We start from the raw sequence: 17,883 nt of genomic DNA on the forward strand, positions 1-17,883 counted from the left end.
GCTGATTGTGCAGCAGGTTGGTCCCTTCCCCCTCCCTGCTACGCAATTCAGCTGCTTTTCATAAGCGCTCCCCTTAAAAACATAATACAAAGTTATCCCCTGTGGCACCTGCCGTCAATTGCCATATCAGCGAATAACTTGTACATTTCGTAGCAGCGCTTACGGTGCAGTTGTATAAGTATATACGGTGTCTTTAAAAATAGTGCCGGCCACATATCTGGCTACCACGCAGGCAATTAATACCGGAATAGCAATTACATAACCACCTGTAAAACAACAGCCCAGTGCCGTTGCTGTTAAAGGCGCATGTATGCTGGCGCTGAGTACCGCAGCAATACCTATTACCACAAAGTTTTCTACCACCAGTTGCGTGCCCAGAAAGTGATTAAACATCAGCGCTACCAGCAGCCCCAGTAAAGCACCTATTACAATGCTTGGCGCAAACACCCCACCATCGCCACCTGCCCCCAGCGTTACCGATGATATCAATGGTTTCAGCAGCACCACCGCCAGCAGGGTAAAGGCAAAAGGCAGCGTAAAAGAACCTTTCAACGCCTGCTCCAACATTTCGTCTATAGCCGTATAACCATCTCCAAATAACTGTGGCAGTATGGCAATAGCAATACCTATAATAGCTGCGCCTGCACCAATACGCACGTAATCGTTTGGCACCGCGCCCAGTTTGTACTTTATATAAATAACGCTTTTGGTAAACAATACGGCCATCAATGCCGCCAGTACACTCAGCAGTAATATATAAGGCAGGGCGCTCCATTGCCATCCGGTGGTATGAAATACAAACAAAGGCTTATCCTGCAACAGCAGCAGCACCAGGCGGGCCACCCCAACAGCCGTAAGCACGCTTATTACATTGGTTTTGGTTATGCGGCGGCGGGCAATTACCTCCAACGCAAACAAAAAGCCGGTAAGCGGGCTGCCAAACAATGCCGTAACACCGGCAGCTACACCCGCACAAACCAGTTCGCCTTTGTAACGCAGAGGCATACGTGCTTTACGGCTGGCTACCGCGCCAACTGTGGCGGTTGCTACTACCGTAGATACTTCCACGCCGGTAGAGCCGCCGAATATTACCGTTAAAAAGCCATTGATATAGTGTGAGGGAATTTTATAAGCAGGTAACTGGTTGTGCCGGGTATCCAGTGTTTCGTAAATCTCTTTTATACCCTTGTTTTTCTTCTTCTTAAACAACCAGGTACGTAACAGAAATATCAGCAGTAAACCTATAGCGGGAAAAATGAGAAATAACAAACGGTAAGGGCGGATGGTTTCCAATATATGGTCTTCATAGTGTGCTGTTACATGTTTCAGTGTGTCTGCCAAAAAAGCCGAAGCCAGTCCTACCAGAGCCGAAATACCCACCAGTTTCACATAACTACCCCAGATCAGTCTTTTGCGCATTACAATACTTTTTATGTCAAAAATCTCCTTTCCGAGCGCAAAATTACGATCTAAATCACAAAAAACGGCCCCGGATTTCCGGAGCCGTACTTGTTATAACGACTTGAGCATCCCCCCAGACACTCAATAACAATTCAAATAAATACCCCATATAGACATATAGGGACACAACCTTGACCCTTAGTTGGAATATGAGAATTCCACCCAAATATTAGAAACGAATAACAATAAAATTTTGTGGGAAATTGGATTTTGTAAGTGCGAATATAGGCAGCCCCAATATCCCGAACAACAGTCAGCACAGAATGAACAAAATGAACAAAAGCCTCTGTTCACTGAATTTGGCCACCCCGCTGCTTAATTGTAAATTGTAGTAATAAGCCTGCTGCACATGGATATTGCTTTGATTGATGACCATCAGCTTCTTACCGACTCGTTGAAAGCAGTGCTGTCAGCCAGCGGGCACTCCCGGAATATCCGCACGTTTATTAATGCAGATGCCTTTCTCCTGTCTGCCTGGCACCCCCACATTATTATTACAGACATTTTAATGCCCGGCACCAACGGCATAGAACTGATAGAAAAACTCAGAATGCATTCATACACAAACACTAAGGTGATTGTTTTATCCGGCGTAACAGATGTGCAAACCATACGACAGGCCATCCGCTCAGGTGCCGCCGGTTATATATCTAAAAACACCGGGGTAGAAGAACTGGGCGAGTGTATTACCGCCGTAAGCAATGGTGAACAATATATTTCTGCCCGTTTACGCAACAGCCTGCTCACTACCTTATTTACCGAAGAACAGGTTGTTTTCCACTTATCTCACCGTGAAAAAGAAGTGCTGCACCTTATCTGTTCAGGCCATACGGTTAAAGAAGCTGCCTATAAAATGCAGTTGAGCGTACACACCGTGCACAGTTATCAGAAAACAATTATGAAAAAGCTAAAAGTAAACCGCACAGCCGATCTTATTGTTTTTGCCATGCAAAAAGGTTTGTACAACCCCATGCACCCAGGCAGCCATTAAAAATTCTGGTAAAAGGATACATATATATCGTATTGATTTATAGCTGGTATACCAGTCATCTGTACATGGCTCCACGTAGCATAAGCCGCAATAACGGAGCTTACCCCCAGATATTTCTGGTAGCCCAGCGTGGCTGATGTAGTAGTCATACCCAGCAGGCGCCCAAACTGAAAATTGCGGCTGCGGTCGTCCGGGCTCACCCCTATCCCCAGCATTACCGCCAGAAAGTCTTTTGCTTCCCTTAGGTAAAAACGATTGGTAAACACAGCGCTCTGATACCATTTACCGGCATCACGCGTAAAAAAGCCCCGCAGGTTGCCCCAGTAATTACCCGCGCTTTTAGCTATAGATATAACAGGGGTGTAGGTATGTATGGTATCTGCTTTCAGATACCGGAAACCCAGCTCCCCCTCCCACCCTTTAGCAAAGCCATGAAACCAGGAATAGCTGGCCCGGTACTTCGGAAAAACCACACTATTACTCCATCCCAGCCATGCCCAGGAATAGTTTTGTTTATCATGGTTTACATAAACCTCTGCTTCCGGTTGTATACCATTGCCAGATTGCCGGTCGCCATAATTCACCCTTCCCAGCAGCACCACCTTTTTAAAACGGCGCAGGTACTGAACAGAACTGATGAAAGCAGTGCGTGTACCATTATTGTAAAACGACTGCAGATGCAGTACCCCCAGCTGGTTCCTGTACTGCTTCGCTTTCACCTGTAACAAATAATCATTCAGTCTTTTATTGCCCGGCTCGTTCTGCTTCCATTCCATAATAGCCCTTACCGCTTCGGTATACCTGCCCATGTTATCCAGTGCCACTGCTTTTTCGCGTAGCAGGGGCACCTGCCCGGGCCATTGCTGCAACCCTTGCTGTGCGTACAACAACACCGAATCGTATTGTTTGCCGGCCATAAACCCGCCTGCCAGTTTTACCAGCGCCAGCGTATCAGTTGCGTGGTATTGCAATACCTGCCTGTAGCACATCATAGCACTATCTGGCTTGTTCTGTGCCTGGCACTCTTTGCCCAGCAGCCACCACGCATCTGCACATAAATCAGTTAATCTTACATCGCTGGTATAGCGCCGTTGCAACGGGGCAGCAACGGCGATGGCACTGGAATACTGCTTTTGCAGCATATATAAACCAGCTTGTTTAGCCATAACCAGCGAGTCGGCGGGGAAATACCGCAGAAAAATAGCACAGTTTACAATAGCTTCGGCATAGTTAGCGCAGCCTGCTTCCAGGCTTATCATGTACAGCAGCACATCTTTATTGCGGGGCTGCCGCGTAAGCACCTGTTTCCATTCTTCCCGTGCAGCAGCATATTGCTGTTTTATAACGTAAAGCCTGCCCATAAGGGTATGTATATCATCATCTGCCGGCGCCAGTTTAAGGGCGGCGCTGCAGTGGCTCATGGCCTGGTTGTAGTGCTGGTTTACTGTTTCCCGTTGCGCCAGTTGCAGCAACTCATCAGAAGACAAGCTGCCGCCACTGTTTTGCGCATACAGTACCGCTGCTGTTAAAAAAAGAGGAATTAACATTCCGCATTTCCTTAACAGGGGTTTTATCTGGCTTTCCATATCAATCGTCCTTTAGGTATTAATGATGAAATAGCAGTGGCTGCTCCTGCTTAAACCCACGCCTTTGCATGTTGCCCCATTTATGCTTTTTACCGGTCAGGTGCTGCAGATAGCCTTTAAGCGTAAAAAACAGCGATAAGGGGTGATATACCAATGGCTCCGCAAGTGCTGTTAAAAACAAACCGGTTACCACCCGCCAGCTACGGTAATGCCGGAAGGTCAGCTGATCCCACAACAGCGCCAGCGTAGTAACCAATAAAGTATATACATATACAAAAGCAAGCAAAATAACAGCCCATAAGGGGTTTACCGTACCGGTAATAATATGGTACAGTAAATACACCAGCCCTGTAGCTTCAATAACCGGTGCCATTAACTCAAACACCGCCACATACGGAAACATAAACAAGCCCATTTTACCATAACGCGGATTAAAAAATACCTGGCGGTGCGCCATAAAAAGCTGCAGCAGCCCTCTGCCCCAGCGCGCACGCTGGCGGCCGTATACGCGCAACGTAGCGGGCCCTTCCGTCCAGCACAGCGTTTCCGGCACATACCTTATGGCAAAGGGTAGTTTATGGCTATGCATGTACTTACTCATGCGTACCACTATATCCATATCTTCTGCAAAAGAAGCAGCATCGTACCCACCACTGTTTATGGCAATCTCTTTATCAAACAACCCCAAACCACCCGACACATTGGTTACAGCATTGCAAAAGGTCCATCCCATTTTGCCCAGCAGAAAAGAACGTATGTATTCAATTTCCTGAAAACGCGGTAAAAACTCAACGGGCGCACGCATTTCAGTCAGCTCTCCTTCATTTACCAGGCACGAGTTTGCCATGCGCAAGGTAGCGCCGGTGGCTATTACGCGTTTTTCTTCATCCATAAAAGGTTGCGCCAGTTTCAGCAGGGTATCTCTGTGTAAAATGCAGTCGCCATCTGTATTCAGAAAGTGGGTGTACGTAGCTGCATTAATACCTGCATTTACTGCATCGGCCTTGCATTTGCCATTCTCTTTATCTATCACCAGCAATCTGGCATAGGCCGGGCTTTTCGATTTTAAAAACCGCCGCACGGGTTTACTGGCAAGCTGTGCATGGTAGGCAAATTCCACCTCCATTAAATCAAACTGTTTTGTCAGCAGTTCCAGCGTATTATCGGTACTGCCATCATTCACAATAATTACCTCAAAACGGGGGTAATTGAGTGAAAGTAGCGACCGGGCGCTGCAACCTATGGTAGCAGCCTCGTTGTATACCGGAGCTATTACCGATATACCCGGCATAAGGGGCGATTCAACCAGCGTACGGCTGGTTTTATAACTGTTCTTGTGCAGGTGCCTGCGAATGGTGGTAAGCGACATAACAGCCAGTAAAGCGTATACCGCAAAAAGTGCCAGGCAATACAGGAATATTACGCCTTCGTAAAAGACGGTAATATAAAACCACACTTGTTGTAACATCAGTTTCTGATTAAAGGGTTTGCACTATGTACTATCATCAGATGAGGTAAACCAATGGTATGTTCTGTAAGGCGTTGTATATTGTTTTTTGCCAAAGCTTTATGCTGTATAATAGACCGGGCCGATTTTTTTCGCAGCTCAAACACTTCCCCATCTGTAAGTTCCTGCTCCAGAAACACCAGGCAGCGGCCGCTGCCAATACGGCCCAATGCTTTTACTACTTCAATTTTCACCATCATGGTTTCGGCAGTGTACCGCTGTACCAATATTTCTTCTGCTACTTCTGCTCCAAGCCTGCCCAGCGCATTTACTGCCTCAGCACGCAGCTCCTGTTCGGGGTTATCCAGCATTTTCATCAATGCGGGTATGGCTTCAAACTGCTGAAACCATGCTGCCGCCCGCATACTTAACGATATTACCGAATGGTGGTAAGCCTCATTCATAAAACCGGAAAACTCCGGCAAACAAACATCATTGCGTAGCGATAACAGCCGTAACAACTCCAGCTTCTCCCAGGGCAATAATGGCTTTTGCACTTCTTTTAAAAATACCAGCGGCTCGCGTAAAAGCCTTACGCAGGCGCAACGGGCCATTTCCATTACGTTTCTGTCTGTATGCTGTGCAAGCATCAGCAGCCGGTCTTTATCGGCAGGCATGGCCATTTCACACAATTCATGCAAACCTGCCGCAATATGCCCCGGTCTGGCCGAGTTTATAAAAGAGCGTGCCTGCCGGTACAGCCCCAGTTCTACATATAATTTCCGCAGCAGCTCTGCAGTTTTGCCACTCAGCAAATGGCGGTATTCTATCAGTTGCGCTACCAGTAACTGCCGGCACCATTTTTTGTGCAGCGGAATTGCTTTAAAGGCAGCTATATCCAGCACCACGGCTTTTACAGGCGTACCGCGGTGCAGTTGTTCGTTCAGCACTACTTCTTTTGCCAGCAGGGCTTGTATGGTGTTTATACAAATCCGTTCGCGCTTGTTTCTGCGGTACATTACCAGCCTATACAAAAGCAGAATAACCATGCTAAACAAAATACCTGTAAAAGCAATCAGCAGAATCAGCAATGCAATCTGCACCTGGGCAGGCAATCCGGTTAAATAATTCATACGGCAGTTATTTATGTGTTACGCGTTGCAAAAGCCGGTTAATACGGCACACCAGTTCACTGGTAGAAAAAGGCTTGCGCAAAAAGTCATCAGCCCCCATATCAAAACTATCCTGTACATTTTTTTCATTGCCCAAAGCACTTACCACAATTATGGCAGGGGTATCATAGGGCCATTTCTGTTTTATGGCGCCTATAATTTCCAGTCCGTTGGTATTGGGCAACATCATATCCACCAGTACAAGATCATAATGAAAACGGGCCAGGCAATCCATTGCATCTCTGGCAGAAGCAGCAGAAAAAACATCATGTCCCTCGCGTTTTAACACCATCGAAATCACATGCTGCATAGTAATATCATCGTCAATCGTTAGTATGGTAGCCATAACAAATAAGATTAAATGTTAAATAAGCATACAACAAAGTACCATAGTATCTGCCATTATTCATTACACCATTTTCAGGTATACACTACCCCTAAACAGGGGTATTCCGGTTTACATAAATACTGTTTATATTTACATACAAGCCCATGCACATGCCTGCATCTAAAAGCGATATAGAAACGTTACGGGAGCATTTTCTGGCCATGCAGCAGCAACTGTATCAGAAAGAAAAAGCACTGCTGCAGCTAAAGCACGATCTTAAAACTCCGCTTACCAGCATACAACTGATAGCAGAATTTATGCTTAACAACCAGGAAGGTGATATAACGGAGGAAAGAAAACAACTGGGCATGATAGTAGCATGCTGCCAGCAGATAAACCAGCGGCTGGAGCAGACGCCGGTTGCCAATATTCCATTATAGGCATCATTGTTCAGCAGGCTTAAAAATTTCCCTCAACCCCGCCGAGTTCAGCGGCTTTACCAGGTAGTCTGTTATAACACTAATGCTTTTTGCCTTATCCTTATCCCGGTCGTCAATAGAAGAACTTACAATATACACCTTCACTTCTTTTCCCAGCAAAGGCTTCATTTGTAAAAACTCTTCCAGAAACTGCCATCCATCCATCACGGGCATTTCCAGATCCAGTAATATATAATCAGGTGTACGCTCTTTATCGTACAAATGTTCCTTCATAAAATCGGCCACCTGCCTGCCGTTTCCAAAAGTAAGCACCGTATCGCAAAGCTTATGATATTCCAATAGTTTGCGGGTGCCATACAAATAAGCGGCATCATCATCTACCAGAAAAGTAAGCACCTTGGTATTCATGGCTATAACATTGTAATAATAAAACAGGAACCCTCATTTACCTTGCTCTCCACTTCAATAGTACCTCCTACCGTTTCAATCTGACTTTTGGTTATAAACAACCCTATTCCTTTTGCATCCGGGTGCGAGTGAAAGGTTTTGTACATACCAAATATCTTATGCCCGTTCTTTTGCAAATCAATACCCAGGCCGTTGTCAGAAATGGCCAGCACTGTTTTATCACCACTTTTGCAGGCACGTACCATTATTTCCGGAACCCTGTCAGGATGCCTGTATTTTAAAGCATTTGATATCAGGTTCAGCATTATACTTTCCAGGTAGGCGGGTATATGCTGCACCCGGTAACATTCCGAAAAATCGCAGCTTATGCGCGCGCCGGTCTTTTTTATCTGCAGTTCCAGCACATGCAGCGCCTGCTCGTACACATCCGAAAAATAGAGCGTTTGTAACGCATTGCGGCAATCGTTCTTAATTTTAATTACTTCATTTAAGTGGTACAGCGTTTCGTGCAGGTTTTGGCTAATGCGCTCCATGTTATGAAATATCTCTTCCTTCTCTGCTTCTGTAACCAGGGGCAGCACCTCCAGCGATACAGAAAACGAAGCCGCGTGCGAGCGCAGATTGTGCGATACGATGTGTGCAAAATTCTCCAGCCTTTCTTTCTGCTCTTTTATAATATTGTGCTGCTCCTGCAGCTGTGCTTCTCTTATTTTATGGTCCTGTATATTCTGTATGGTACCAAACAAAGCTTTCGCCTTCCCGTTTTCGTCCAGTATGGTTTTCCCTATCGATCTTATCCATATTTTTTTTCCGGTAGCGGTAATCAGTTCCAGTTCCAGATCGTAAGGTATCAGATAGTCCTGCGCTCTTTTAACCGCATCACGCAGCAACATCTGCGATTTGGGTGTGTAATACGCAAAAGCCTCGTCCAGGCTGGGCAAAGCGCAATCGGCAAGTTCATGTATTCTGAATACCTCGCGCGTCCAGTACAAACGTCTGGTTTGCAAATCCACCTTCCAGCCGCCAATATGTGCCATGGCACCCACTTCGTTCAACAGCTGATCGCGCACTTCCAGGGCCTCTCTGTACCGGTTGTTTTCTATCTTCTCCAGCATGGTATCGTTAATATCCATTACAAAGCCTTTATAGGCTATTAACGTATTACCAGGGCCTGTTACGGGCTCTCCTTTTATTTTTACCCATTTACAACGCCCGTTTTCAAATAACAGCTTTCCCTCCAGCTCCCAGCCTGCGTGTTCACGCAGGGCCATTTCAATGCTGTTTCTTAACTGTTCACGGCAATCGGGGTGAAACAGCTGCGGCAACGTTTCGCACAACGGCTCATACGTTTCCGGCTTTTCATAAATGGCATAGGCGCCGGGCGTCCATGTAAGTTGTTTGGTTATCAGATTACAGTACCAACCCCCTACCCGTGCTATGGAACAGGTTTCTGCCAGCAACTGCCGGTTTAACTCCAGTTCGTTACGGTAGGCTTCCAGCTTTTGCAAAGAAGTATTGTTTTCAGTATTGCCTGCGGCACATCCGGGCAAAAACACCTTACTAAGCCGGGCATTGTGTGAAAGAGGTACCAGATAAGGCATAGGCATTACCTGGGCAGCAGTATGGCAAACAAGCTTATCCATGTTATCGGTTTTGACAAAGGATATGAATTTTTAAAGCTACAATTAGTTTTTAATCCATCGTATAAGAAGCCTTATTAATACTGCTATAAAAAAACATAAAAAAGAGGTAAAATATTATATGTGTTTAAAACAGCGGCCAGCTGCAAAAAAAAGCGGCTACAGAAAACTCTGCAGCCGCTTTTTATAAAAATTATGCAAACTATACCAGTCCTGGTACGTTCACAACTTCATTTACATCTTTTTCATAATCAATGCCCGGAAACTCAAATCCAAACAGATTAAAGAAGTCATTTCTATAACCGGCCAGATCGCCTATGGCAGACAGGTTTTCGGTAGTAGCCTGCTCCCATAAAGCAGCCACTTCTGCCTGCACATCTTCCTGCATTTCCCAGTCGTCTACGCGAATACGGCCTTTATCGTCCAGCGGCACTGCACCACCGTTGTATAAACGGGTAGCAAATAAACGCTGCATCTGCTCAATACAACCCTCATGCAGGCCTTTTGCCTTCATTACTTTGTATAACAGCGAAATGTATAAAGGAATTACGGGAATAGCACTGCTGGCCTGTGTTACCAGCGCTTTGTTTACCGATACGTAAGCGTGGCCTTTCAGGTCTTTCAGCTTTTCATCAATGGTAAACGCAGTTTGCTCCAGGTGATTTTTTGCCATACCAATGGTACCCTTGCGGTAAACCGGCTCGGTAAGCAGGGGCCCTATATAAGAGTAAGCAACGGTAGTAGCACCTTCTGCCAGTACACCCGCTGCTTTCAGGGCATCTATCCACATTTCCCAGTCTTCACCACCCATTACGGCAATCGTGTTCTCAATATCCGCTTCGGTACAAGGCTCAATAGCAACCTCACTTACCACACCGGTATGAAAATCAACGGTTTTGTTGCTGAACTTCTGGCCAATCGGCTTCAGTACAGAATTGTGTACCACGCCGGTTACCGGATGGGTACGGCGGGGTGAAGCCAGGCTGTAGATAATCAGATCAACCTCACCCAGATCGGACTTAATCAGATCAATCGTCTTTTGCTTAATCTCGTTAGAGAAAGCATCGCCATTAATACTTTTAGCATATAAACCGGCTTTGCCAGCTTCGGTTTCAAAAGCAGCGGTGTTATACCAGCCTGGTGAGCCGGGTTTACCTTCTGCCGATGGTTTTTCAAAATACACACCTATGGTAGCTGCTCCGGCGCCAAAGGCACTGGTAATGCGACTAGCCAGTCCAAAACCGGTAGAAGCGCCTATTACCAACACTTTTTTAGGACCATCAATAGCTCCTTTCGATTTTACGTAGTTAATCTGATTCACTACATTCTGTGCACAACCTTCCGGATGGGAAGTCAAACAGATAAAGCCACGTACTTTAGGTACAATAATCATAGTCTGAATATTAACAATTGGGGCCGCAAAATAGCTAAAAAACAATCTCTTCCCCGCTTTTCACTTCATAAGCGGGTTTTCCGGGTAAAAAAATACGGGCGGCAGGTACGCCTTCCAGCGTAACACGGGTGTCTTTTACCCGTATCCAGCCCCCTTCGCGCAGGCCTACCACCGGCACAACCTGCTGGGTATGAAACTCTTTTATACGCGTTTCCCGCGTTTCGCCCATATGCGGCAGTTCAGGTATGGGGTCCAGATAATGCGGGTTCAGGTTAAAAGGCACCAGCCCCATGGTGGTAAAAGAAGGTGGGTATACAATAGGCATATCATTGGTGGTTTGCATATTTACCCCACCTATGTTACTACCCGCGCTGGTTCCCAGGTAAGGTTTGCCGTTAGAAACCTCTTCTGCCAGTACCTGCATCACCCCCAATTCGTGCAACTGCTTCACCAGCAAAAAAGTGTTGCCACCACCGGTAAAAAAGCCTTTGCCCACACGCAGCGCTTCTGCGGGGTTATCAAACGTATGTAGCCCGCGCAGGGTAATACCCGCGTCTGCAAATACTTTGGCTGCATTGGCGGTGTATTCATCGTGTGAAATGCCTCCCGGTCGTGCATAGGGTACAAAAATCACTTCTCCTGCTGCTGCAAACAACTCTTTTATAACTGGTTGCAGGTACGCCAGGTACGCTTCTCCATATAAGGTAGAGGTACTGGCCAGTACAATATTCTTCATGCTAATGGTTCTATTGAGGCGGTTAAGGTAAAGCAGTTGGCCGGTATATGGCTGAAACAAGCCTGTTTTTCCTGCCGGCAGCGGTTGTTTATCTATTAAAGTATAGTCCACGTATCGTTTTGCCCGGTACAACTACCTCATTGGCCTGTTTAACGATTATGCAGGCAAACGCCCTTACAGCCCTGGTAATTTTACATCAGCAACGTAGCTAATACTACCAATGCTGCTAAAAGCGCTACAAGCATCCCCTTGTGTATATAGCTGCAGCAGATGTGCGTAAAGTAAGGTATCCCCGTTACCTGTGTGTTAGAATAGCTGCAGCACCCCCACGCAGCGCCGGCTTGCCGGCGCTGCTTTTTAACGGTTGGCAAAGAAGAGCATTACATCTACACAGTGTGTTTTATTGTCTTTATAATGCAGGCCAAAGCCTGCTACGCTGTTAAACACACCTGTTTCGGCACCAAACCAGGTATTGGCATACAGCAACTCTCCTTTCTCCCGCTGCTCATTCTCACGAACTACAAAGTAGCTTTTCCGAAAATCTGCTGCAATGGACCTCCATTCATCTTCCACCTGTTTTTTTGCCTGTAGTGTAGTGTCTGTTAAACCCACCACCTGCACTACCAGCACAGTATCTTTTATTGTACTGCCGTCACGGCGTTTTTTCGACCGGGTAGCTTCCCTTACCTGAAATTCCACGCTTTGTACCGGTATAGAAAACGGGTTAAATTCAGTAGTAAAGCCACGCATGTAAAAAAGCGAATCCTTGCTGCGTGTTCTGCGCCATATATCAGTAAGATGATACTTCTCCTCCAGCAAGTCTGCAATCCCTTCCCGGCTGGCTGAATAAGGATTAATGCCGAAGTATTTGTCTGCCTTCTCCTGCAAGGCGCCTGTTTGCTGGGCAGAAGCAATAACAGTACATAACAAAGCGCCAATAAGCAGTATGTGTTTCATAGCAATGGTTGTTTAAGGTAGCGGCAAAAGTAGCAAAATGTCAACCATATAAAACAGCATTGCCTAAACCCTCCCGGTTATGTATCTCGGCTTCAGCCTGCAACAATTTACCAATACTGTTATATAATGCTTCTGCAGTTGCCCCCTGCTTTCGCAGGTATTGTATGGAAGTAGCACCGGCAGATTTAGAAAGCTTCTCTCCTGACGCATCTTTTATCAGATCATGATGTACAAAACAGGTAGCGGTAAAGTCCTTTGCATTCAATTGCGCTGCCAGCCCCAGTTGCGCCAGCGTGCTTTGCCACAAATCTTTTCCGCGTACTATCAGGTCCACCCCAAAATGTACATCGTCTATTACAGAACTTAACTGATAAGCCGGGTATCCATCTTTCTTACGTACAACAAAGTCTTTCATTTCCGCCGGAAATGCTTCTGTATGCGTACCTGTTAGCGTACGCAATGTCACCTCCCGTATATTGTCTGTTTTTAAACGCCAGTTAACCTGCGCCGCATCCAGTGGCAGCTGTTGCTGCCGGCAGTTGCCCGCACAGCCAATACCGTTAACCGCCAGCAACTGTGCGCGGCTGCAGCCACAGGCATACACCGCATTCATCTGCCGCAACTGCTCCAGTGCCTGGTTATATAATGCCATACGATACTGCTGGCTCCACGTGGCTTCAAAAGCTGCCGCATTTTCCGGCCCTTCCTGCCAGGGTATATCCATAAACCTTAGCGTATCAAAAATATCCTGCACATAGGCGGGCTGCACGCGCTCCCTGTCCATATCATCAACACGCAGTAAAATAACCGCCCCCGTTTGCTTTGCCAGCGTGGCGGTTACCGCAAACGACAGCACATTGCCCATATGCAGGTAGCCACTGGGTGTAGGGGCTATACGCGTACGTGTAAAATGAGGCAAAACCCCGTTATTGTGTTCCGTAGTATACATATACTTTACTCCTGCACAAAAATGCAGCACAAAACCTAAACCGTACACTTTCTGTACGGCCCCGTGCATTTTTACACGCATAGTCCTTAGCAAATTATTGATAAACAAGACATTACACGCCTGGCACGGACTGTGTAGACCATTTGCAAACCAACGCCCATGTTCCGCAACTATTTCAAAACCGCCTGGCGCAATCTCTTAAAAAACAAATTCTACAGTGTAATTAATATTACAGGTCTGGCTATAGGCCTGGCCGTAGGTATTATGATACTGTTATGGGTACAGGACGAAACCAGCTTTGATACCTTTCATACCAACGCGGCACATATTTATAAAGTTAACAGCCACCTGGGCAATGCCAACGCCCAGGTATGGGGTGTGGCCCCTGCCCCGCTTACCGTGTTTGCCAAAGAAAGTGTACCCGATGTGGTGAATGGCGTACGGGTTATGAGAAGATGGAACAACCTGATTATTCAAACAGGTAACGATAAACTATACGAAAACACCACGGCTTATGCAGACAGTGGCTTCTTTAGCCTGTTTAGCTTTCCGCTGCTACAGGGCAACCCCGATAAGCCTTTTACCGATATGCATTCAGTAGTACTTACCGCCTCCACTGCCAAAAAACTATTTGGTACCGAACAGGCGGTGGGCAAAACCCTGCAGATTAATAAAGAGCATACGGTGGTTTCTGCCGTAATGCAGGATTTTCCGGGCAATTCGGTTATGCAATACAACATGATTTTTCCTATGACGTTATACGCCAGAAATTTTACCGAAGCCGGCGGCAACGGCGACTGGAAAACCATAGATGCAGACCTGGGCGGTTATAACTACGATATCTATTTTCAGCTGCGCCCGCAGGCAACACCAGAGGCGGTAGCTAAAAAAATAACCAGCATTTTTTATCAGCACAAATCCGGTGAAGATGCAGACGGCAGCCATTTTGTATTACAGCCGCTCACCAGCCTGCACCTGGAAACGCCGGATGGCAATAAAGGCGCACAACAAACAGCCCGCATTTTTTTACTGGTAGCTGCACTGATACTTATTATAGCTTGTATTAACTACGTAAACCTAAGCACCGCACGTAGTATGCAGCGCGCTAAAGAAGTAAGCATGCGTAAAATTGCAGGCGCTGCACGGCAGCAGTTGTTTGCGCAGTTTATAGTTGAATCGGCCCTGCTGTTTTTATTTGCCACCCTGCTGGCATTTGGTATTATTTATCTGCTGCTGCCATTGTATAACGATTTATCGGGCAAAAACCTGCGCTTTAACCTGCTCTCTGCCAACGTATGGCTGGTTACCGGCGGCGCTATACTGGGCACCCTGTTACTATCGGGCATTTACCCGGCACTGTTACTTTCTTCGTTCCGGCCACTACAGGCACTTAAAGGCAAGCTTACCGCAGGCATAGCCACCACCACCTTCCGCAAAACACTGGTGGTTACTCAGTTTGTATTTTCTACCGCGTTAATTATATCTACGGTGGTTATAGCCAGCCAGCTGCAATACATGCGCAGCAAAAACCTGGGTTTTAACAAAGAGCAGGTTTTTACTTTCCGGCTGGATAAAGCCACTTTTCCGCACTTTGATGTACTGCGTAATAAACTGGCGCAAATGCCCGGCGTACTGGGTATTACCTGTAGCGGCAGCGGGCTGGCAGGTATTAACGGCACCACCGGCGATACTGACTGGGAAGGCAAAGCCCCCAACAGTTCTATGATGATACACGAGCGGGAAGTGGATGAAAACTTTATTCCGCTGTTACAGATGCAAATGGTGGCCGGCCGCAATTTTACCGGTGAAGGCGATAGTGCCCGTTACATACTTAACGAAACCGCTATACGCCAGATGGGAATTAAAGACCCGATAGGCAAACGCTTTAGCCTGCACGAAAACAAGGGCATTATTACCGGCGTTGTAAAAGACTACAACTACTCATCGCTCAGAACGGCTGTAGAACCTATTATTATGTACTACAGCAGGCAGAACTATCACATATATGTAAAAACCACTACACAGGCAGCAGAAGCAGTAATAGCCGCTGCTAAAAAGAACTGGGAAGCCTATGGCTCAGACTTTCCTTTCAGTTACTCCTTCCTGGATGCTGATTTTGAAAAAATGTACCGGGCCGATCAGCGGGCGGGTAACCTGTTTAAAGTATTTGCTGTAGTTACCATTTTCATCAGCGCCCTCGGCCTTTTAGGCCTGGCCACTTATACCGCACAGGTAAAAACCAAAGAAATGGGTATTAGAAAAGTGCTGGGCGCCAGCGTGCCACATATTACCAGCCTTATGGCCAGAGAATTTGTGCAACTGGTGGTGCTGGCTTTTATAATAGCCACCCCGCTTGCCGCCATAGCCATGTATAAATGGCTGCAAAACTACACCTACCGCATTCAACTGCAGTGGTGGATGTTTGCACTTACCGGCGTGGCAGCCGTAGCCATTGCTTTACTTACCGTGGCGCACCAGGCTATTAAAACTGCCATTGCCAACCCGGTTAACAGCCTTAAAGCAGAGTAACAACTCAATCAATCAGTTACGCAGAAAAAAAGTTGAAAAAAGTTTTGTTGAATTGAACCTGCCTCCCCTATATTTGCACTCCCAAAACGGCAAACCGATAACACGGAAAGCCAATAAAAGGGAAGGTTTGGATCGGTAGTTCAGTTGGTTAGAATGCCGCCCTGTCACGGCGGAGGTCGCGGGTTCGAGTCCCGTCCGGTCCGCAAGCTTTAACAAGAAGTCGCTGAATTTCAGCGGCTTTTTTGTTAATGAGAGCTGGCCTTTAATTCTGCCAGGGCTTTTTTACCACCCTCATTATTGGGGTTCAGCGCAATTGCCCGCTCATACATCCATATTGCTTCCTGCTTTTTACCTGCCCGCTTAAGCAGATCTCCGTAACTGTCATAGGTGTTAAAGCTGGCTGGAAAAAGTAAAGTGTTCACTTTCATCACCTCCAAAGCTTCAGCGAACAGCCCGTCTCCGGCTAATGCATATCCCAAACGATTCATTTCCCGCTCATCCAGGAAGTAAGCAGCCGTATCTGTGCGCATGCTAAGCAAGTTTGCTGCTGCTGCATCTGCGCCATTCCGGTATAAAGCGATAACATATGCCACTGCCGCGGAGCGCTTTTTTTTAGCAATGGAAGCACCGTTTACCAGATAAAAAGCGTCTAGCGCGTCGCTATGCAAACCGCGGTGCGTTACGTTATCCAGTACAATAATCGTTTGATGTTTTTCCACGTTTCTGATAAAAGCGGTAACAATTCCTGCTGCGCCGCCCGAATGCCAGACCAGCTTCCCAAAGCGGGTTGGAAGAATCATCCAGCCAAGACCATAGCTACCACCCCAGCCCATCTGCGCTTTTTCACCACTGTTCAAAAGCGCGGGAGTAAACGCAAGATCCAGGGTTTTCGCTTTAAGCAGTTTGCCGGAATAAAGCGCCTGGTCATAACTCAGTAAATCCCGGCAGCTGCTTACCACAGCCGTTGGGCCCACAATCGCACCCAGCACCACTGCATCTATGTAATCATCTTTTACAGAATCTACGGGCCTTAGTACCGAAGGGGAATAAGGCAGATACTCATACCTTACAGCACGGTGTGTGTCCGGAAAAGGAATCAGCGGACTGGTGATATAGCTATTTTTCATACCCGCAGGTAAGAAAACGTGCTTATTCAGGTAATCCTGAAACGCTTCCCCGCTAAGCTTTTCCACCAACAGCGCCAAAAGACCATAACCAGTGTTGGAATAGTTCCAGCGTTCTCCGGGCTTCCATCTTAAAGCCCTGTTATCAGCTTTAATGGCAGGTATCAAATCCTTCAGTGTATAAATCTGCTTAGGATCTTTTTGGTGCGGCCCCTCAAAAATCTGATAGTCAATCAATCCTGAAGTATGGCTCAATAACTGAGATATGGTAATCTCTGCGAATGGAAACTCAGGAAAAAAACTGATAAAATGGTCATCCAGCTTCAACTTCCCTTTTTCCATCAGCTGCAATACTGCCACAGAAGTAAAAGTCTTGGAAACCGAGCCCAGATTGAAAGTCGTAGCGTCATCGTTCAAATGTTTCCCCACCACATCTGCAAAACCGAAGGACTGGCTATAAAGGATTTTTCCCTGTTGGGCAACCAGCACATTTCCGTTAAATTCGTTTTGCAGCGCCAGATTTACAAACTGGCTATCCAGGCGCTCATGAACCTGCTGACCCAGCATTCGGGCAGGCCATAAGGCAGATACCAGCACTGTCAATACCACAGCTTTTCTGAAATTTTTCCGATTCATGTTTTAATTTTTAGGCAATAGAGTTCCCTGCTGGTCGACTGTGCCGCCAGTAGCTTGTACAATTACATGATTTTACTGTTTATTTA

At 46.6% G+C, this 17,883-nt stretch carries 15 protein-coding genes and 1 tRNA gene; 4 read left to right on the plus strand and 12 right to left on the minus strand.

The annotated features are described in order from the left end of the window. Nucleotides 1-159 precede the first annotated feature (159 nt). Nucleotides 160-1,419, minus strand: a complete 1,260-nt coding sequence (locus IEY13_RS10670; protein WP_188951963.1) for a chloride channel protein — start codon at nt 1,417-1,419, stop codon at nt 160-162. A gap of 391 nt (nt 1,420-1,810) precedes the next feature. On the opposite strand from IEY13_RS10670, the gene IEY13_RS10675 reads away from it, so the two are divergent. Further along, nucleotides 1,811-2,452 carry a response regulator transcription factor gene (locus IEY13_RS10675; RefSeq protein WP_188951964.1) on the plus strand — a complete coding sequence of 214 codons (642 nt, stop codon included), beginning with the start codon at nt 1,811-1,813 and terminating at the stop codon, nt 2,450-2,452. On the opposite strand, the gene IEY13_RS10680 is transcribed toward IEY13_RS10675, so the two are convergent. From IEY13_RS10680 to IEY13_RS10695, 4 genes are read right to left on the minus strand one after another with little or no spacing between them, the layout of a single operon-like run. Then, on the minus strand, nt 2,449-3,999 hold the full coding sequence (locus IEY13_RS10680) for a YaiO family outer membrane beta-barrel protein (protein WP_188951965.1): 1,551 nt from the start codon (nt 3,997-3,999) through the stop codon (nt 2,449-2,451). The genes IEY13_RS10675 and IEY13_RS10680 overlap by 4 nt on opposite strands. 58 nt (nt 4,000-4,057) lie before the next feature. Beyond that, complete coding sequence (locus IEY13_RS10685) at nt 4,058-5,506, minus strand: glycosyltransferase family 2 protein (protein WP_188951966.1); 1,449 nt, start codon at nt 5,504-5,506, stop codon at nt 4,058-4,060. Then, the gene (locus IEY13_RS10690; RefSeq protein ID WP_188951967.1) at nt 5,506-6,618 is read right to left on the minus strand and encodes a HEAT repeat domain-containing protein; all 1,113 of its coding nucleotides are present in this window, start codon (nt 6,616-6,618) and stop codon (nt 5,506-5,508) included. Before IEY13_RS10690 ends, IEY13_RS10685 begins: the two co-directional genes overlap by 1 nt. A gap of 7 nt (nt 6,619-6,625) precedes the next feature. Next, on the minus strand, nt 6,626-7,003 hold the full coding sequence (locus IEY13_RS10695) for a response regulator transcription factor (RefSeq protein WP_188951968.1): 378 nt from the start codon (nt 7,001-7,003) through the stop codon (nt 6,626-6,628). A 152-nt stretch (nt 7,004-7,155) separates the two neighbouring features. Here IEY13_RS10695 and IEY13_RS10700 point away from each other — a divergent pair, with 152 nt between their 5' ends. Continuing rightward, on the plus strand, nt 7,156-7,425 hold the full coding sequence (locus tag IEY13_RS10700; protein ID WP_188951969.1) for a histidine kinase dimerization/phospho-acceptor domain-containing protein: 270 nt from the start codon (nt 7,156-7,158) through the stop codon (nt 7,423-7,425). Between the two features lie 3 nt (nt 7,426-7,428). Here IEY13_RS10700 and IEY13_RS10705 read toward each other — a convergent pair whose 3' ends face one another. From IEY13_RS10705 to IEY13_RS10730, 6 genes are all read right to left on the minus strand, one after another. Next, nucleotides 7,429-7,833, minus strand: a complete 405-nt coding sequence (locus IEY13_RS10705) for a response regulator (protein ID WP_188951970.1) — start codon at nt 7,831-7,833, stop codon at nt 7,429-7,431. A 2-nt stretch (nt 7,834-7,835) separates the two neighbouring features. After that, the gene (locus IEY13_RS10710) at nt 7,836-9,476 is read right to left on the minus strand and encodes a PAS domain-containing sensor histidine kinase (protein ID WP_188951971.1); all 1,641 of its coding nucleotides are present in this window, start codon (nt 9,474-9,476) and stop codon (nt 7,836-7,838) included. A 199-nt stretch (nt 9,477-9,675) separates the two neighbouring features. Further along, complete coding sequence (gene fabV / locus IEY13_RS10715) at nt 9,676-10,866, minus strand: enoyl-ACP reductase FabV (protein WP_188951972.1); 1,191 nt, start codon at nt 10,864-10,866, stop codon at nt 9,676-9,678. A 34-nt stretch (nt 10,867-10,900) separates the two neighbouring features. Then, nucleotides 10,901-11,602, minus strand: a complete 702-nt coding sequence (pepE, locus tag IEY13_RS10720) for a dipeptidase PepE (RefSeq protein ID WP_188951973.1) — start codon at nt 11,600-11,602, stop codon at nt 10,901-10,903. A gap of 357 nt (nt 11,603-11,959) precedes the next feature. After that, nucleotides 11,960-12,559 (minus strand): hypothetical protein, encoded by a 600-nt coding sequence (locus IEY13_RS10725; RefSeq protein WP_188951974.1) that lies wholly within the window; start codon nt 12,557-12,559, stop codon nt 11,960-11,962. A 40-nt stretch (nt 12,560-12,599) separates the two neighbouring features. Then, complete coding sequence (locus tag IEY13_RS10730) at nt 12,600-13,508, minus strand: glutamate--tRNA ligase family protein (protein WP_188951975.1); 909 nt, start codon at nt 13,506-13,508, stop codon at nt 12,600-12,602. A 159-nt stretch (nt 13,509-13,667) separates the two neighbouring features. Between IEY13_RS10730 and IEY13_RS10735 the strand changes: the two genes are divergently transcribed. Both IEY13_RS10735 and IEY13_RS10740 read left to right on the plus strand, forming a co-directional pair. Next, on the plus strand, nt 13,668-16,037 hold the full coding sequence (locus tag IEY13_RS10735; protein WP_188951976.1) for an ABC transporter permease: 2,370 nt from the start codon (nt 13,668-13,670) through the stop codon (nt 16,035-16,037). Nucleotides 16,038-16,166: 129 nt separating this feature from the next. Next, nucleotides 16,167-16,240: transfer RNA gene (locus IEY13_RS10740), tRNA-Asp, on the plus strand. A gap of 42 nt (nt 16,241-16,282) precedes the next feature. On the opposite strand, the gene IEY13_RS10745 is transcribed toward IEY13_RS10740, so the two are convergent. Beyond that, nucleotides 16,283-17,797, minus strand: a complete 1,515-nt coding sequence (locus IEY13_RS10745) for a serine hydrolase (protein WP_188951977.1) — start codon at nt 17,795-17,797, stop codon at nt 16,283-16,285. Between the last annotated feature and the right edge of the window lie 86 nt (nt 17,798-17,883).

The sequence above is a fragment of the Filimonas zeae genome (assembly GCF_014641615.1).
GTDB lineage: Bacteria > Bacteroidota > Bacteroidia > Chitinophagales > Chitinophagaceae > Filimonas > Filimonas zeae.